We start from the raw sequence: 17,752 nt of genomic DNA on the forward strand, positions 1-17,752 counted from the left end.
GTGGACGGCCTGACGGTCCCGGTGGCGGCGTTGGCGGTCTCCGCCGGCAGGCCCCGGCTGGTCTCCGGGGAGATCTGGTTCACGCTCGGGGGCGTCGACTTCCCCGAGGCCCACTGGACCGACTCCCCGGTGTCGGTCCTCGGTTCGATGGGCGAGGCGCTGCGCAGTGCCGCTTCGGGCGAGGCCGGAGAGGTCTACTTCTTCGAAGGGCCCTACTACGTGCGGCTGACGCCCCGCGTCGCGGGCGCGCGGGGCGCCGTCGAAGTCGAGGTCACCGCCGTCTGCGACCGTGCGCACCAGCTTTCCGGCGCGGGCGGGGGCGACGTCGAAGCGCGCTGCGTCGTGCCGCTGCACGCACTGCAACGGCACTACGCGGACGTCGTCGGCGAGCTCGTCGGGTGGGCCCGGCAGCACGGGCACGCGGAAGTGGCGGCCGTGCTGGCGCGGATGGCCGCGCCCACTCCCCCGCCGTCGCGCGGCGGCTGACGCCCGGGGCGAGCGGCAGCCCCGCCCCGCCCGGCGCCCGGAGCCGACGCGTGGCTCCGGTGCGCGGGTGGCCGCCTTGCACGGCCGGTCCGGGGCGGTCAGGACGCCGCACGGGTCCGTGCCCGCAGCCCTTCGGCGAACGTGCGCGCCGCCGCCAGGTCAGTGGCGTCGGGCCGTCCCTTGTTGATGCCGCCCACGGGCTTGAACGGGAGCCAGGTGTCGAGTGCACGGCATGAGAAGGTGTCGCGCACCTCGAAGCCCTTCTGCCCGAGGAGCCGCACGAGGGGCCGGGTGAAGGGTCGGAACCGCAGTTCGGGCAGGCCGCTGGTGGCGAAGACGAACGCCGCGCGCCGTTCCGTGCGGGGAAGCGACGCGACGAATCGGCGCAGCCGCGGATGGAACCGCATCGAGAAGATTCCCGAGCCGAAGCCGACGAGGTCGTAGCCGGCGAGGTCGGCGGGCTCGATCTCCTCGGGATCGACGACGCGGGCCCGCAGTGCCTGGCCCATGACGTCCGCGACCTTCCTGGTGTTGCCGTGGGAAGCCGAGACGCAGACGATGACAGCCTTCATGGTGATGCTCCTTCTCCATTGGAACGGTGCCGGTCGGGTGCCGTTCGGATCGGGTGGCGGTGCGCCCGCCCGTCAACCCGCACGGCTCATCGGACGGTGGTCGGGGTCGGTGCGGGCAGCGTCGGCGTCGCGCCGGAACGCCAACGGTAGGCGCGCGGGAACCGCATCGAGCTGAGGGTGAAGCGGCACACGCGTTCCTTCACCAGGGCCGCCGCCCGTCCGGACAACGTGAACCGTCGGGGGGTGTCGTCCCGGTGCGTGGCCTGGGCGAAGCCGTCGCGGCGGCCGAGGCTGACGCCCTGTCCCACCATGCCGATCGACAGCGCCACCGGTCGCTCCCCGCGGATCAGGGCCAGCACCGTGTCGGCCGCGTGGGCGCCCAGGGGCATCGCCGCTTGGCAACTCATCCGCAGGTGCCCGGCGACGTGCCGGGGCGGTGCGACCGCGTCGCCCGCGCCGACGATCCATGGGTGGCCCAGGCAGACCAAGGTCTCGTCGGTGCGCAGGCGTCCGTCGGGCGCGACCGGCAGGCCGCTGCGCCGCGCCAGGTCCGGCACGGCGAGCGCGCCGGCCCACACCGTGCACGCGCTCGGCAGCCAACCGGCGTCGGTCGCCACGCCGTCGGGGTGGACCGCGGTGGCCCGACGACCGGTGCGCAGCACGATGCCGGCGTCCACGAGCTTGCGTGCGATGCGGGTTCGGCTGGCGTCGGGCAGCCAGGCGGCGACCTCCGGCGCGACCAACTCGACGTCCAGGAAGGGGTAGTGGTACGCGATTTCGGCGGACGTCTCGATCCCGGTCAGCCCACCGCCGATCACCACGACGCGCGCTCCCCCGGGCAGCTGCCGCAGGCGCGTGCGCAGCGCCTGGGCGCCGTCGAGGTCGGCGACGTGCCAGGCGTTCTCGGCCCCGGGCAGGCCGTGGGCGGCCGTGCTGCCCACGGCGTACAGCAGGTGGTCGAAGGCGAGCGCGCCGCCGTCGTCGAGGCGTACCGACCGCTCGGCGATCGTCTCCACGGTGGCCACCCTGAGCCGCACGTCGCGGTGGAGCAGACCGCTCAACGGCCGTACCGCGTGCGTCGCACCCGCCGCGTGCGTCGCACCCGCCGCGTGCTCGTGCAACCGGACGCGTTCCACGAAGTCCGGCCGGGGATTGACCACCGTCACTCCCACGTCCGAACGCCCCGCCGCCGCCAGCCGGTTCGCGGCCATCACGCCCGCGTAGCCCGCGCCGACCACCACCACCCGTGCCACCGCACCCACCTCCGGTTCCGCTCGTCGTCACACGAGGGGGACCCGGTGGCTCCGGCGATCGTGACGGCTTCGGAGTGTGACGCCGATCACGGCGGCGTGGGGGCGGGGTGGGCTCGGGTACGTCGCTGCTGCCCGGGGGCGAGGGACCGCCTGTCCGGCGCAGCCGACCGGACCCGCGCGGTGCTCGGGCCGGTCGGCTGCGCGTGCGGTCAGGTCCGCCGGACCGCCGCGATGGCCACCGCACCGATCGCGCAGGCGACGGCGGCCCCGAGGTAGGCCAGGTGGTAGCCCGACAGACGACTGGCGCTGGTCGCCGCGACCAGGACGAGGACCGCGACGCCGACACTGGATCCGATCTGCTGCGCGACGACGTTCACCGCGCCGGCGACCGCGTGCTGGTGGGTCGGCACGCCGTTGAGGCCGGCCGTCGTCATCGCGGGGAAGTTGAGGCCCTGGCCGAAGCCGCTGAGCACCAGCCCGGGCATCACGTGCAGCACGTAGTTGCCGTGCGCCGGGGTCGTCATCCACAGCGCCGTCCCCGCACCGATGAGGAGGAGCCCGGTGACCATCAGGGTGCGGGGGCTGTACTTGGTCAGCAGGCGCCCGGTGGCGAAGGTGGCCGTGAGGAAGACCGTCAGCGACATCGGCACCAGGGCGAGACCCGAGGCGACCGGGGAGTATCCCAACATGCCCTGGAGGTACAGCGGCGCGAAGAAGACGATGCCGACCGATGCCGTGTACTGGAGGACCGCCGCGGCGGTCGCGAGCCGCACGGCCGGGATCCGGAAGAGGGCGAGGGGCAACAGCGGGTCGGCCGTGCGGTGTTCGCGCACGACGAAGAGCACGAGGAAGACCACCGCGGCGGCCACCATGCCCCAGGCCGCGGTCCCGCCCCAGCTCACGCCGACGATGAGCAGCGTCAGACCGAGGGTGCCGGAGACGGCGCCGGCCAGGTCCAACGGGGCCCTGCGGCCCGTTCCGTCGGGCAGCCCGGCCCGGGTGACCGCCAGCACGATCACGCCGAGCGCCACCGAGAACCACAGGACCGAGCGCCAGCCGAGGAACTCGGTCAGCACGCCGCCCAGCAGCATGCCGCCGCTGAAGCTGGCCGCGCCGACCGCGGCGTACACGCCCAACGCCCGGCTGCGCTCCGGGCCGGCCGGAAACACCTCCGTCAGCAGGGCCAGGGCGGCCGGGCCCGACAGGGCCGCGCCGATGCCCTGGACCGCCCGCGCGCCGAGCAGCACCGCACCGTCCGGTGCCACGGCTCCGGCCAGCGCGGCCACGGTGAACAGGGCGACGCCGACCTCGAAGACCCGCCGTCGGCCCCAGACGTCGGCCAGGCGGCCACCGACCAGCAGGAAGCCGGCGAACGTGACGGAGTAGGCGGTCATGACCCACTGGAGGGTGGTGTCGCCCAGGCCGAAGCGTTCACCGACGGACGGCAGGGCCGCGTTCAGGACGGCCATGCCGCTCAGGTCCAGTGCGAGCGCTCCGGCCAGCGCGCCGAGCGCCAGGCCCGGTCGGCGCCGGGTCGTCGTGGCGAGGGCGGTCATGCGGACCTGCCCGGGGACGCTGCGCCGGCGACGTCGACCACGACGGTGGGGGCCGCCCCGCCGCCGGGGTGACCGGTGGCCGCCCGAAGGGGGTTGCGCCTGCCGGTGGCGGGCAGGTGACTGTCGGCATGCGCCGGGCCGACCAGGCTCACGGGCGCCAGCGGTGCCGCGCCCCTCGCGGCCGGCCGGGCCCGCCCCCGTAACGATCTGTTGCGCATAGCGGTGTTGCTCCCTCTCCCCAGGCGGGTTGGATACGAACCTCGTAAGCCGATCACTGCACCCGTCGCAGGTCAACCAATTGTTTCCCAACTGGCTGGAAACCACACGCAGTTCATGTGTGCCTGGCAGGTGCGGAGGCCGGACTTCACCTCGCCGGTGCCGGGACGACACCTCGGACGGCCCACTTCCGGCCGCGCCCGACGCCCCTGACCTCCTCGGATCACCGCACGGGCCGGAAGGGTGACGCCCAGTCACCCTCCCCCGGCACGGGGACGCGGAACGGTGCCAGTCACGACTGACACCGAGCCCGCCCCCGCGACGCACGAGCGCCTGCCTGTCGCACGCTCCGGACCACCGCCCGCCCCGGTCGCCTCCGACCGCCGGCCGCGCGAGCCGAAACCGCTGGTGGCGGCGGCAGCCGCACCGCCACCCCCGGGCGGCGGACAGGCCGGGCCGCCCCGTAAGCCCAGGACTGACCGCCTTGAGCAAGTGCGCACGCCTTTGCGTGCGATGCCGCACTTGCTCTTGTGCCATCGCACGAGGAAAGAGTGAACCAGCCACTTGAGGGTCAATTCTTGCCACTGCAGGTTCCGGCCAGCAGATCACTCTTGTCTCGCCAAAGTCAGAGTGGCAGTCTGATGTTCGCCGATCGGGCGAGCACCTCGTAATCCGGTCCACCTGGGTAAAACGGACCTCGGCGCCCGTCGGCGGTAGTCATGCAGAGAAAAGTTCCGCGTGCACGTTTCCACAGTCAATGCAGTCGCCCGTCGACATGACCAGAAGACGGACGACTTACCCGGCGGATGGAATGCCGGGCAGCTTCCGAATCGGATCGTGATCCGATTCGGTCAGGATGACTTTACGGGGGCAGCCACAGTGCAACCATGGGTTTTTCGGCAGCTGCGTCTTCAGATACGGGGCGGTACCGCCCGTCGCGCACCACTCTGCTCCCTTTACCCGGACGGGACTTCCGCACGCTTCCCCAACTCGCCGTATTCCGGCTCGGCCGACGAGGCCATTGCGGCACTGAGCGCAGCCGCCGCGGCCCGGTAGGTCCGGCCGCACCGAAGCAACGGCACGGATTCGTCAACAGTGAAGGCGGCGGTCACCGGACCCACCGGTCCAGGACCGACCAGGTGGGGTCGTGAGGGTGCGAGCCCATCGGTGACCGGCTGCGGAGCCGCAGATCCGGCATCACCGGGACGCTTCGGGGACTCCCGGTCACCAACCCGCGACGGCCGAACGCGCATGGCTTTCGCGCGTCGGGATCCACCCAGAGCCGCCCAGTGGAAAAACCTTTACCCACCGCATGCCCACTTTTTCCGCTGCGTGTGCGGAACGCGAAGCGGTGACGCAACTCCCCCTGCCGAAAAACATTCCATGACCAGCTCTCCGGGCACCGGCTGACCTTTCCGAGACCCACCGAACCGGACCGTGTGGACCAGCACGGCCGAAAGTGCAGCGCACCGACCCGGCTCCATCGCGCTGCCCTGCCGCGGTTGACGGAGTTTTCGAGCCTGCCGTCCACCACCGGAACTCCCTACCAGCCCCTGCCATCCGCCCTGCCGAGGAGGCGAAATGCCCCATGAGCGCGGAGCGCGCACCGTGCGCGCCGTAACAGATTTTCTGCTTTCTCGTGTCGTTGAACTGCTGGACGTGTCAAAGGACGCGGTGGATCGTTGGGCGCCGCTGCACAAGTACGGCCTGGAATCGGTGAAAGCGGCGACTCTCGCCGCCTCGTTGTCCGAATTCCTTGGCTGGAAAGTTCCGGTCACGTGGATGTGGCAGTACCCGACGATCGACGAACTGTCCCGTGCGCTCGTCGAGGGTCCGCGCGCCGCGGAGACCGCCGCTCCCACCACCGAGCGCCGTGGGCCGTCGCACGAACCCATCGCGATCGTCGGCATCGGCTGCCGGTTCCCGGGCGGGCCGGACCCGTCCGCGTTCTGGCAGTTGCTGGCCGAGGGGCGCGACGCCGTCGGCCCGGTGCCGGCCGCGCGGCGCGAGCTGCTGCGCGACACGGTGCGGTGGGGCGGGTTCATCGACGACGTCGACCGGTTCGACCCGCTGTTCTTCGGCATCTCGCCCCGGGAAGCCGTCCAGATGGACCCGCAGCAGCGCCTGGTGCTGGAGTTGGCCTGGGAGGCGCTGGAGGACGCGGGCGTCCCGCCCCTCAGCCTCGTCGGCAGCGACACCGGCGTGTTCATGGCCTCCTGTTGGGGCGACTACGCCGCGCTGGCGCACTACCGCGGTCCCGACAGCCAGATCACCCCGCACACCGCGACCGGCATGCACGACGGCATCATCGCCAACCGCGTCTCCTACATCCTCGGCCTGCAAGGCCCGAGCATGGCCATCGACGCCGCCTGCGCCGGATCGCTGGTCTCGGTGCACGTGGGGTGCCAGTCCATCTGGATGGGCGAGAGCGAACTGGTGCTGGCCGGTGGCGTGAACCTGAGCTTCGTCTCCGACTACTACACCGCCATGGACCAGATGGGCGCGCTCGCCCCGGACGGCCGCTGCAAGTCGTTCGACGCCCGGGCCAACGGCTACGTCCGCGGGGAGGGCGCCGGCGTCGTCGTGCTCGCCCCGCTGAGCGTGGCGCTCGAACGCGAACTGCCGGTGTACTGCGTGATCAAGGGCAGTTCGTCCAACAACGACGGTCTGAGCAACGGCATGACCGCGCCCAACCCCCAGGCACAGGAGCTGATGCTCCGCACCGCCTACCGACGGGCCGGCATCGCGCCGTCCCAGGTGGACTACATCGAGTGCCACGGCTCCGCGACGCCCCTCGGCGACCCGATCGAGGCCAATGCCATCGGCGCGGTCCTGGGCGGCGACCGCCAGGCAGCGCTGCGACTGGGGTCCGTCAAGTCCAACGTCGGGCACCTGGAAGCGGCGGCCGGCATCGTCGGCCTGGTCAAACTCGCCCTGTCGATCCGCAACGGCGTGCTGCCGCCGAGCCTGCACTACACCAACCCCAACCCGCAGATCCTGTTCGACGAGTACGGCCTCGCGGTGCAGGACCGGCTGACGGAGTGGCCGCGCCGGTCCGACGCGCGGCGCGGGGGCGTCAGCTCGTTCGGCTTCGGCGGCGCGATCTGTCACGTCGTCGTCGAGGAACTGCCGCGCCCCGAGGGCTCACTCCTGCTGCTGGCCGAGGACTCCCCACAAGCCCTGGCCGAGCGGGCCCGGAGCCTGCGCGACGAGAGCGACCTGCGGGCGGTCTGCCGGCGGCCGCCCGGCGACGGCAGGTTCCGGCTCGCTGCCGCCGCCCGCGACATGAGCGAGCTGCGCACGCAGTTGGACGCCTTCGCCACCGGCACGACGGCTGCCGGGCTGAGCGTCGGGGAGCGGACCGCACGCCCGCCGCGGGTGGCGTTCCTGTTCTCGGGCAACGGTTCGCAGTGGGTGGGGATGGGCAGGCAACTGCTCGCCGGGATGCCGGTGTTCCGGCGGTCCATGATGCGCTCCGACAAGCGGATGCGGGAGCTGCTGGGCTTCTCGCTCGTCGACCAGTTGCTGGCTCCGGACGGCCGCCTCGACGACATGGACGTCTTCCAGCCACTGCTGTTCTCGCTCCAGGTCGCGCTGGCCGATGCCTGGAAGTCGCTGGGGGTGGAGCCGGACGTCGTGGTGGGGCAGAGCGTCGGGGAGTTCGCCGCCGCCCACGTCGCCGGGGCACTCGACTTCGAGGACGCCTCCCGCCTGGCCGCCAGTCACGGTCGGCTCCTCCAGCAGTTGGCCGTCGGACGCGGCGAGGGCATCGTCGTCACGACCGGTGCGGACGTCGTCAAGCAGTACCTGACCGGCCAGCTCACCGTGTCCGGCCACAACGGTCCGAACTCCACGCTGGTCACCGGCACACCCCAGGAGATCGACGGACTGGTCGCGCGGCTGACCGAAGAGGGCGTCACGACCCACCGCGTGCGGATGGGCCACGCACCGCACTCGCCGCTGGTCGACCACGTCCTCGCCCCGCTGAAGACCGAACTCGCCGACCTCCGACCCCGGACCACACGCATCCCGATGATCTCGACGGTCACCGGCGAACTCGTCGACGGGACGGAACTCGGCCCGGACTACTGGGCGAACAACCTGCGCTGGGAGATCCAGGTCGTCGAGGCCCTGACGAAGCTGCGCGAGCACGACGTCGACGCGGTGGTCGAGATCAGTCCCCATCCCGTCCTGCTCAAGTCCGTGGCGGAGATGCTCCCGGCGACCACCCTGCCCTCGCTGCGGCGCGGCAACGACGAGGCCGCGACCCTGCTCGGCTCGCTCGGCGCCCTGTACGCCGCCGGCCACCCCGTCACGGCGAGCCCGTTCCTCGCCGGTGACCGGGGGCGCCACGTCACGCCGGGCCCGAGCGGCCCCGCCGCCGACGAGCAGGTGCACCTCGTGCCGGTCGCGGCGCACTCGGCCGGGGCGCTGGCGGACACCTGCCGCGAGCTGTCCAACCACGTGGAACGCGACGCGGGCCTGCGGGTCTCCGACCTCGCCTACACCCTGGCGACCCGGCGCAGCCACCAGAACCACCGGATCGCGCTGTTCGCCCGCAACCGCCAGGACGTCCTGGACGGACTCGCCCGGGTCGCCGCCGGCCAGCCCCACCCCGACGTCGTCACGGGCACGGTCGTCGGCAACGGCGACCGGCGCGTGGCGCTGGTGTTCTCCGGCGGCGGCACCCAATGGGTCGGCATGGGTCGGGAACTGCTGCGCACGCACGCCGGCTTCCGCCGGTGGATGCAGCGCTGCGACGCCGCCGTGCGCGCGGCCGGCGGCTGCTCGGTGCTCGACCAGCTCGACGCCCCGGCCGACCGGGCCAGGTTCGAGGAGATGGACTTCCAGCAGCCCGTCCTGTTCGCCCTCCAGGTCTCGTTGGCTCATGCCTGGCTCGATCTCGGCATCCAGCCGGCCGCCGTCGTCGGGCACAGTCTGGGCGAGGTCGCGGCCGCGTGCGTCGCCGGCCTGCTGTCGCTGGAGGACGCCGCCCGCGTCGTGGTGGCCCGCTCGCACCTGCTCGAACGGAAGGCGGCGCCCGGGGCCATGATCTCGGTCGACCTGCCGGAGCAGGAACTCCTGCCGCGGCTCGCCCCGTACGCCGAACACGCGGCCATCGCCGTGGTCAACAGCCCCACCAGTGCCGCGGTCTCCGGTTCGCCCGAGGCCGTCCGCGCGCTGGAGGCCGACCTCCGACGGGACGGCGTCTCGACCAGGAACATCCGGGTCGAACGGCCGGTGCACAGCCCCGGCATGGACCCGCTGATCCCGCCGCTGCGCGAACTCCTCGCCGGCATCAGCCCGTTGACCGGCGCCCTCGACTTCCACTCCACGGCGCTGGCGGACACCGTGAACCCGGTCGCCGACGTCGACTACTGGGTGCACAACCTGCGCAACCAGGTCCGGTTCGCCGAGACGATCGGCGCGCTGGTCGACGACGGCGTGGGCACCTTCATCGAGATCGGCCCGCACGAGACGTTGCGCGGCGCCGTCGAGGAGATCGCGGTGACCCGCGGTGCCCGGGTGCACGCGATCAACTCCCTGCGACGCGACGAGAGCGACGTCCGCTGCCTGCTGGGGGCCGCCGCCTCGCTGTACGTCAGGGGTGTCCCGTTGGCCTTCGACGCGTTGTTCGCCGACGACGTCGAGGTCGTCGGGACCCCGCTCGTGCAGTGGCAGAAGGACAGCTACTGGCTGGATGCCGCGCCCCGCGTCGACGGCGCGCCGGCACCGGTGGCCGCGGGCGTGGCCCAGCCCGTGCCGCAGCCCGTGGCCGCGGCCGAGCCCGTGGCCACCGCCGCGCCCGTGGTGCCGGCCGCGACGAACCGGCCGGTGGGCGAGGTGGTCCTCGGTGAGATCGCCGACGTGCTGGGCGTCCCGGCGGAGAAGTTCCACGAGGGCGCGAGCCTGCGGGACTTCGGCCTCGACTCGATGCTGGCGATCCGCCTGGTCAACCGGCTGCAGTCGCTGTTCGGGCAGCGGGTGTCGCCGGTGGTGTTCCTCGACGGTCGCAGCGTCCCCGAACTCCTCGACCACCTCGGGGAGGTCATCGGCCAGCCGTCCGCGGCCGCCGCACCCGCACCCTCGCCGGCGCCGCCCGCACAGGCCGCCCCGGCACGGACGCCGGACACCCCGTCGGCATCGGTGGCCGAGCGGGCCCCGGCGCCCGCGGCCGCGCCGGTCCGGCCCGTCCTCGACGACTTGTCCGAGGTGGACGCCGAGGAGCTGCTGGACGAACTGGCCGCCCGCGGGCTGCTGGACCCCACCGACGCACCCGCCCTCGACCAGCTGCGCGCCGACGGTCTCGGCCTCGAACTGGCGCCGGCGTCACACGGCCAGGGCTCGTTGTGGTTCATGCAGCAGATCGCGCCGGACGCCGTGCCCTACAACTTCATGGTGGCCGCCCGGATCCGCACCGCGGTCGACGAAGAACGGCTGGAACGCGCCCTGCGGGCCGTAATGGAGCGGCACCCCGCGCTGCGCACGATCTTCGTCGAGGCGGGCGGCAGCCCGTACCAGGTCATCCTCGACGAGCCGGTGTACGAGTTCCTCGTCGTGGACAGCACGCACCTCGACGACGAGGAGGCCCGCGAGGAACTCGCCGCCCAGGGGCACGTGCCGCTGGACGTGGACAACGGGCCGCTGGTGCGCGTGGTGCTGATGGCGCGCGGGCCGGCGGACCACTACCTGCTGGTGCTCGTGCACCACATCGCCTCGGACGCGGCGTCGGCCGACGTGATGATCCGCGAACTCCAGGAGTTCTACGAGGGGGCGGACCCCGCCGCCAGCGAGCCGGTCGCCCCCTACACGGAGTTCGTCGCCTGGGAGCGGCAGTGGCTGGCCGGTCCGGCCGCCGCCGCGGCACTGGACTGGTGGTCGGAGCGGCTGGCCGACCCGCCCGCCCACCTCGACCTGTCCACGAAGGAGCGCCCGCCCGGCGTCACCTACGAGGGCCGCGACCTCGCGTTCCGCTGGAGCACCGAGGAGAGCCACCGGCTCCGCGCGTTCGCGGTGCGCGAGGGCGTGTCGCTCAGCACCGTCGCGCTGGCCGGCTTCTTCGCCACGCTCAACCGCGCGGCCGGCGTCGAGGACTCCGTCCTGGCCACCGCCATCGCGCAACGCGCCGAGCCCGGCTGGGAGTCCGCCATCGGCTACTACCTCAACACGGTGCTGGTGCGGGCGAAGCCGTCCGGGAACCGCAGTTTCCGGGAGCTGCTCCAGGAGGTGCACGCGTTCTCGCTCGGGCTGCTGGAGCACATGAACTACCCCCTGGACCTGTTGGCGTCCGCCCTGAAGCCGCCGCGCGGCGAGGGCCGCTCCCCGTGGTTCGACGTGGTGCTGAACTGGCTGTCCTCGGACGCCTTCCCGCGCTCCGTCAGGCTCTTCCACGGCATCGGCGACACCCTCGCCCCCGACGGCGCGCTGCCACTCGAACCGCTGCCCGTCCGCCGGCACCTCGCCAAGTTCGACCTGGAGATCTCCATGGCCGAGGTCTCCGGCGAAGTGGTCGGCCACGTCCAGTACAAACCGAGCTACCTGGAGGAGCAGACCGTGACGGAGCTGCTCGCGCTCTACCGCACGGTGCTCTTCGACTCGATCGCCCACCCCGACCTGGCACTCGACGACATCGCGTCGGGCGGCCGTTCCGAGGAGACGGACCAGTGACCCAGACCCTGTACACCGAGTTCGTCGCGCAAGCCGACAAGAACCCCGACGCCACGGCGGTCTACTCCGACGCCGGCGTCCTGACCTACCAGGACCTCGCCGAACGGGCCCGCGCACTGGCCGAACGGCTCGTCGCCGAGGGCGCCGGCCCCGGCGTCCCGGTCGGCCTCTGCATCGAGCGCACGCCCGACCTGCTGGTCGGCATCCTGGCCGTCCTGCGCGCCGGTGCCTGCTACGTGCCGCTGGACCCGAGGTACCCGACCGAGCGGTTGACCTTCATGGTGCGGGACAGCGGCACCCGCCTGCTGCTGACCACTCCGGAGTCCCGCGCCAACTGCCCGACCGGCCCGACCGTGGTCGTGCTGGCCGGCACGGTGACGACCGAGCCCGGCGAGAAGCCGGTACCGGTCGTGCCCGCCGACACCGCGTACGTGATCTACACCTCGGGCTCCACCGGCCGGCCCAAGGGCGTGGCCGTCCCGCACGGCGGCTGCGTCGCCATGCTGTCCGAGATGGACCGGACGCTCGCCGAGTGCGACCTGAGCGGCGTCTCCGCGGCCAGTTCGATCTGCTTCGACATGTCCGTGATGGAGATCTTCCCCGCGCTGTGCCGGGGCGGCGCCGTGGTGCTGGTGGAGAGCGCCGTCCACCTGCCCGAGAGCCCGCACGTCGACAGGATCACCCACCTGCACGCCATCCCGTCGGTGATGAACTCCCTGCTCGACGCGGGCGGCCTGCCGCCGAACCTGCGCACCGTCGTGTTCGGCGGCGAGCCCCTGCGACGCAAGCTGGTGGACCGGGTGTACCAGGAGACCGGCGCCGACCGGGTCTTCAACGCCTACGGGCCCACCGAGGGGACCGTCTTCTGCACGTTCGGTCCGGTGCCGAGGGACGGGACCGGCGAGCCCACGATCGGCTCGCCGTCGGCCAGTGCCCGCGTCTACGTGCTCGACGAGGCGCTCGCGCCGCTGCCGGCCGGCGTGCCCGGCGAGCTGTACCTCGGCGGCGCGGGCCTCGCGCACGGCTACGTGAACCGGCCGCGGACCACCGCCGAACGGTTCGTGCCGGACCCGTTCCTGGACGGCGAGCGCATGTACCGCACCGGCGACGTCGTGAAGTTCACCGACGACGGCGAGCTGGAGTTCGTCGGCCGGACCGACAACCAGGTCAAGGTGCGCGGCCACCGCATCGAGCTGGAGGAGGTCGAGGCCCGGCTGACCGCCCGCCCCGAGGTCCGGGAAGCCGCCGCCGTCGTACGGGGCCGCAGGCTCGTCGGCTACGTCGTGCCGGAGAGCGACCCCCGCGAGGGCGTCTGGCTGGACGCCGCGCTCCAGAGCACCGTCACCGGCAAGCTCGCCGTCGAACTGCCCGAGTACATGGTGCCCGACACGCTGGTGTTCCTGACCGCCCTGCCGCTGACGCCGGGCGGGAAGCTGGACCGCGCCGCGCTGCCGGAGCCGCCGGCCGTCGACACCGGGGCGCCCGTGACGGCCGCCGGCACGCCGACCGAGGTGGCGCTGTCGGAGATCTGGGGCCAGTTGCTCGACCTCGAACCGGCGGGCATCGACGTCCGGGCCGCCTTCTACGACCTCGGCGGCGACTCGCTGCTGCTGGTCCGGTTGGCCCGGCTGATGACCCGGCGCTTCGACCGCCGGGTGCGCGTGCCCGACCTCTTCCGCTTCCGTGACATCCACTCCCTCGGCCGCTGGCTCGACGACGAGAGCGGCGCCACCCCCGAGGCGGTCCAGTCGGCCCGCCGCCGGGCCTCCGTCCGCCGCGCCGCGCTGCGCGGCCGCGCCGCCTCCACCGGCAACTGAGCCCCACATCAACCGACTTGATCAGGAGCCTTTCATGTCCGACAGTCCAGAGCAGGACTACGACCCGGGCGACGTGGCCGTCATCGGCATCTCGGCCAAGGCGCCCGGCGCCCGCACCAAGGAGCAGTTCTGGGACAACCTCGTGCACGGCAGGGAGTCCGTGACGTTCCTGTCCAAGGACGAGATCAGGGTCGACGAAACCTTGATCAACAACCCGTCCTACGTGCGGGCCTGCGGCGTCCTCGAAGGGTACGACGCGTTCGACCCGTCGGTGTTCGGGATCAGCGACCGGATGGCGGCCGCGATGACCCCGGAGAACCGGCTGTTCGTGGAGAGCGCCTGGGAGGCGCTGGAGGACGGCGGCTACGACCCGGACCGGGTCACCGGCGAGGTGGGCATCTACGGGGCCAACAACCCGCAGACCGCCGCGCTCTACAGCTCCCCGCCGGACCGGGTGTCGGTCGGCCCCGAGGCGATCGAGCACGGCCTGGCCTGGTCGCCCGACACCATGACGTCCAACGCGCTGTACTACATGGGACTGACCGGTGAGGCCGTCACCGTCACCACCGCCTGCGCCGGATTCCACTACGCGGTGCACCTGGCCTGCCAGTCACTGCTGCTCGGCCAGACCGACATGGCGATCGCCGGCGGCGCGATGGTCCGCCTGCCGCACCCGCGCGGTCACCTGTGGGAGGAGGGCCGCATCCTGTCGAAGGACGGCCACTGCCGCCCGTTCGACGCGGCCGGCACCGGCTCCGCACTGTCCAGCGGTGTCGTCACGCTGCTGCTCAAGCCACTGGCCGAGGCCGTCGCCGCCCGCGACCACATCTACGCCGTGGTCAAGGGTTCGGCCATCAACAACAACGGCGTCAGCGCGGTGGCCTACGGACTGGCGCAGCCCGAGCGGCTGAGCGCCTGCATCGCCAACGCCATGCAGGTCGGTGGCGTCAGCCCGGACACCGTCTCCCTGTACGAGGCGAACGGTCTCGGACTGCCGATGACCGACGAGCTCGAAGTGCACGCGGCGAACATGGCGTTCGGCAAGCAGACCGGCACCTGCTCGATCGGCGGGGTCAAGGGCAACGTCGGCCACGGCGGTGTGGTGGCGGGCGGCTTCGGTGCCCTGAAGGCCGCGATGGGCCTGTACCACCGGAAGTTGGTGCCGACGATCAACCTGACGGAGGTCAACGAGGACATCGACTTCCCCAGCACCCCGTTCGTACCGCAGCGGGAACTGGCCGACTGGGAGCCGGCGGCCGGCATCCGCCGCGCGGGCATCACCGCGATCGGCGGCGGTGGCTACAACGCGCACCTGGTGCTGGAGGAGCCGCCGACGCGCGCCGAGCGGGCCCCCGAGGTCGCCGACCGGCCGCGCCTGGCCACCCTGTCCGCCCTGGACGACGAGGCACTGGCGCAGCAGCGGGAGCGACTGCGGGACTGGCTGGAGGCCCGTCCCGAACTCCGCCTGGACGACGTCTGCTTCAGCCTCAACGTGGGCCGCAAGGTACTGGCCCGCCGCTGGGCGGCCGTGGTCCGCAACCGTGCGGAACTGATCGAGGCGCTGTCCGCCGACTCCCCCCGCGGCCGGACCGTCGCGACCAGCGCCGCGCCGCAGGTGGACGTGGCGTCCCTGCCCCGCAACGACGACGGGATCGTGCCGTCCGGGCAGGACGGACAGGCACTGTTCGACCTCGGCGCCGCCTGGGTGAGCGGTCAGCGGGTCGACTTCGACTCCCTGCACCAGGGGGAGGCCAGTCACCGGGTCTCGCTGCCCACCTACCCGTTCCGGCCGCGTCGGCTCTGGCGTACGGACTGGTGACCGTGACCACACCAGCACTGGACGTCGTGGACCTGGGCGACCCCGCCACGTTCGCGGACCACGACCTCGACGCGTTCTGGCGCACCCTGCGCGACACCTACCCGGTCTACTGGAACCCGCCGGTCGACGGCCGCCGCGGCTTCTGGGTGCTCTCCCGCTATGACGACATCATGGCCGCCTACCGCGACGACGTGCACTTCACGTCGGAGCGCGGCAACGTGCTCGTCACGCTGCTGGGCGGCGGGGACGCCGGTGCCGGTCGGATGCTGGCCGTCACCGACGGGCACCGGCACCACGAGTTGCGCAAGATCCTCCAACGGGTGCTCTCGCCGAGGGTGCTCAGCGAGGTCGCCGCCGCGGTGCGGGTCAACACCCGGCAGCTGATCCGCGAGGCGGTGGAGGCCGGCGGCTGCGACTTCGCCGAGCAGATCGCCAGCCGGATCCCGATGACCACCATCTCGAACCTGCTCGGCGTGCCCGAGCAGGACCGGGACCACCTGCTCGCCCAGACCAAGGCCGCGCTGTCGACCGACGCCGAGGACGTCGACGAGGTCGACTCCGAGATGGCCCGCAACGAGATCCTGATGTACTTCATGGACATGGTCGAGGAGCGGCGGGAGTCGCCCGGCGACGACGTGATCAGCATGCTGGTCGCCAGCTCCATCGACGGCGTGCCGCTGTCCGACGAGGACATCGTGCTCAACTGCTACAGCCTGATCATCGGCGGCGACGAGACCAGCCGGCTGACGATGATCGACGGCGTCCACACCCTGGCGGCCCAGCCCGAGCAGTGGCGGCGGCTCAAACACGGTGAGGTCGCGATCGACACCGCGGTCGACGAGGTGCTGCGCTGGGCGTCGCCCACCATGCACTTCGGGCGCAGCGTGGTCGGCGAGACCGAACTGCACGGCGTGCAGCTGCGCCCGGGCGAGATCGTCACGCTCTGGCACGCCTCCGGCAACCGGGACGAGCGGATCTTCGACCGGCCCGGGGCGTTCGACCTCGGCCGCACCCCCAACAAGCACCTGGCCTTCGGCTACGGTCCCCACTTCTGCATCGGGTCGTACCTGGCCAAGGTGGAGATCGCCGAACTGCTCATGGCGTTGCGGGACTTCACGACCGGGTTCGAGACGACCGGTGAGGCGCTGCGGATCCGGTCCAACTTCCTGACCGGGTTCTCGTCGCTGCCGGTGCGGTGGCGACCCGACCACTCCGGAATGAAAGAGGTCGACTGATGAGCGGCAACCCCTTCGACGACGGCGAGGGTGACTGGCTGGTCGTCTCGGACGCCGACGGACGGCACGCCCTGTGGCGCCCGCAGCTACCGGTGCCGAAGGGCTGGCGGATCGTCTACTCCGGCCCGCGCCGCGACGGCGCCCTCGACTTCGTCGAGCAGAACGCCGGGGCGACGGCGGGCACGCCGACGGCCTGACCACCGTGGAACGGGGCGCAGGCACCGCGCTCGCCCTCACGGTGCGGGCGCGGTGCTGCTCCGCAGCAACGACAGCGGTGCACGCGCACTGAACAGACACCCGAACGGCGACCGCCTGGAGCGCGAGTGAACATCTACATGTCAGGGCAAGGAGCATTCGCGGTGCAGGTCGCGGATGCCCTGTGGGACGAAGGGCACAAGATCGCGGGCGTGGCCGCCCCCCGGCTGCGCAAGGGGCACTCCGACGAGGGCAACGCCCTGTCCTGGGACCGGCTGCGCTCCTGGGCGTACCCCCGGAGCATCCCGTGGACCGATTCGGCCGAGCTGCGGGCGATGCACATCCCGGACGGGGTGGACGTCATCATCGCCGCGCACTCGCACGCCTTCATCGGCCGCCAGACACGGGCCCGTGCCACCATCGCGACCATCGGCTACCACCCCAGCCTGCTGCCGCTGCACCGCGGCCGGGACGCGATCCGCTGGACGATCCGCGACGGCGACAAGGTCACCGGCGGGAGCGTCTACCACCTCACCGAACGCACCGACGGCGGCCCGATCGCCGCGCAGGAGCACCTGTTCGTGCCCCCGGGCTCGACCCCCCAGAGCCTGTGGCGCGAGCACCTGGCCCCGCTCGGCGTGCGGTTGCTGATGCAGGTGGTCGCCGACCTCGCCGAAGGCCGGCACGTCGAGGTCCCGCAGGACGAGAAGCTGGCGACCTGGGAACCCGCGATGGACACCCAACCACTGTTCAAGCCCGAACTCATCGCACTGCCCGGCACGGCACAGGTCGACGGCAGCAAGTGGGCGCTGCACGCGCGGTGACGAGGGGGTGGACCGGGCCGGGGCCGGGCGGACCGTAGCCGGCCCGGGCGCCGACTGCCTTGCTACATAAGCGTGTTGACGCCGGAACGCGGGTTTCAAGAAGGTGCGCGG

The 17,752-nt window shown here is 72.3% G+C and carries 10 protein-coding genes; 7 read left to right on the top strand and 3 right to left on the bottom strand.

From position 1 onward, the window contains the following. The gene (locus ACJ6WD_RS29245; protein ID WP_376439946.1) at positions 1–486 is read left to right on the top strand and encodes a hypothetical protein; all 486 of its coding nucleotides are present in this window, start codon (positions 1–3) and stop codon (positions 484–486) included. A gap of 98 nt (positions 487–584) precedes the next feature. Here the strand turns inward: ACJ6WD_RS29245 and ACJ6WD_RS29250 are convergent, their stop codons facing one another. The 3 genes from ACJ6WD_RS29250 to ACJ6WD_RS29260 all read right to left on the bottom strand — a co-directional run bounded on the left by ACJ6WD_RS29250 (position 585) and on the right by ACJ6WD_RS29260 (position 3,867). Continuing rightward, on the bottom strand, positions 585–1,058 hold the full coding sequence (locus tag ACJ6WD_RS29250) for a flavodoxin family protein (protein WP_233657420.1): 474 nt from the start codon (positions 1,056–1,058) through the stop codon (positions 585–587). Between the two features lie 86 nt (positions 1,059–1,144). Beyond that, positions 1,145–2,311, bottom strand: coding sequence for an NAD(P)/FAD-dependent oxidoreductase (locus ACJ6WD_RS29255; RefSeq protein ID WP_407616852.1), 1,167 nt, complete (start codon positions 2,309–2,311; stop codon positions 1,145–1,147). 209 nt (positions 2,312–2,520) lie between these two features. Then, positions 2,521–3,867, bottom strand: a complete 1,347-nt coding sequence (locus ACJ6WD_RS29260; RefSeq protein WP_331247296.1) for an MFS transporter — start codon at positions 3,865–3,867, stop codon at positions 2,521–2,523. 1,797 nt (positions 3,868–5,664) lie between these two features. Between ACJ6WD_RS29260 and ACJ6WD_RS29265 the strand changes: the two genes are divergently transcribed. The 6 genes from ACJ6WD_RS29265 to ACJ6WD_RS29290 all read left to right on the top strand — a co-directional run bounded on the left by ACJ6WD_RS29265 (position 5,665) and on the right by ACJ6WD_RS29290 (position 17,641). Further along, positions 5,665–11,751: an acyltransferase domain-containing protein gene (locus ACJ6WD_RS29265; RefSeq protein WP_407616853.1), complete on the top strand. Its 6,087-nt coding sequence runs from the start codon at positions 5,665–5,667 to the stop codon at positions 11,749–11,751. Continuing rightward, positions 11,748–13,568 carry an amino acid adenylation domain-containing protein gene (locus tag ACJ6WD_RS29270; protein ID WP_233657423.1) on the top strand — a complete coding sequence of 607 codons (1,821 nt, stop codon included), beginning with the start codon at positions 11,748–11,750 and terminating at the stop codon, positions 13,566–13,568. Before ACJ6WD_RS29265 ends, ACJ6WD_RS29270 begins: the two co-directional genes overlap by 4 nt. Before the next feature lie 34 nt (positions 13,569–13,602). Further along, the gene (locus tag ACJ6WD_RS29275; protein WP_233657424.1) at positions 13,603–15,387 is read left to right on the top strand and encodes a type I polyketide synthase; all 1,785 of its coding nucleotides are present in this window, start codon (positions 13,603–13,605) and stop codon (positions 15,385–15,387) included. Next, positions 15,384–16,622 carry a cytochrome P450 gene (locus tag ACJ6WD_RS29280; protein ID WP_233657425.1) on the top strand — a complete coding sequence of 413 codons (1,239 nt, stop codon included), beginning with the start codon at positions 15,384–15,386 and terminating at the stop codon, positions 16,620–16,622. The genes ACJ6WD_RS29275 and ACJ6WD_RS29280 overlap by 4 nt, the downstream gene beginning before the upstream one ends. Then, on the top strand, positions 16,622–16,819 hold the full coding sequence (locus tag ACJ6WD_RS29285) for an MbtH family NRPS accessory protein (RefSeq protein ID WP_233657426.1): 198 nt from the start codon (positions 16,622–16,624) through the stop codon (positions 16,817–16,819). The genes ACJ6WD_RS29280 and ACJ6WD_RS29285 overlap by 1 nt, the downstream gene beginning before the upstream one ends. Positions 16,820–16,981: 162 nt before the next feature. Continuing rightward, positions 16,982–17,641 (top strand): formyltransferase family protein, encoded by a 660-nt coding sequence (locus tag ACJ6WD_RS29290; protein ID WP_233657427.1) that lies wholly within the window; start codon positions 16,982–16,984, stop codon positions 17,639–17,641. The last annotated feature ends 111 nt before the right edge of the window (positions 17,642–17,752 follow it).

This window comes from Streptomyces sp. VTCC 41912 (assembly GCF_045799175.1).
In the GTDB taxonomy this organism is placed as follows: domain Bacteria; phylum Actinomycetota; class Actinomycetes; order Streptomycetales; family Streptomycetaceae; genus Streptomyces; species Streptomyces albulus_C.

Coding starts and splice junctions, on each gene's coding strand:
- ACJ6WD_RS29250 (WP_233657420.1), bottom strand. CDS start 1,058: ATGAAGGCTGTCATCGTCTGCGTCTCGGCTTCCCACGGCAACACCAGG.
- ACJ6WD_RS29260 (WP_331247296.1), bottom strand. CDS start 3,867: ATGACCGCCCTCGCCACGACGACCCGGCGCCGACCGGGCCTGGCGCTC.
- ACJ6WD_RS29265 (WP_407616853.1), top strand. CDS start 5,665: ATGCCCCATGAGCGCGGAGCGCGCACCGTGCGCGCCGTAACAGATTTT.
- ACJ6WD_RS29275 (WP_233657424.1), top strand. CDS start 13,603: ATGTCCGACAGTCCAGAGCAGGACTACGACCCGGGCGACGTGGCCGTC.
- ACJ6WD_RS29285 (WP_233657426.1), top strand. CDS start 16,622: ATGAGCGGCAACCCCTTCGACGACGGCGAGGGTGACTGGCTGGTCGTC.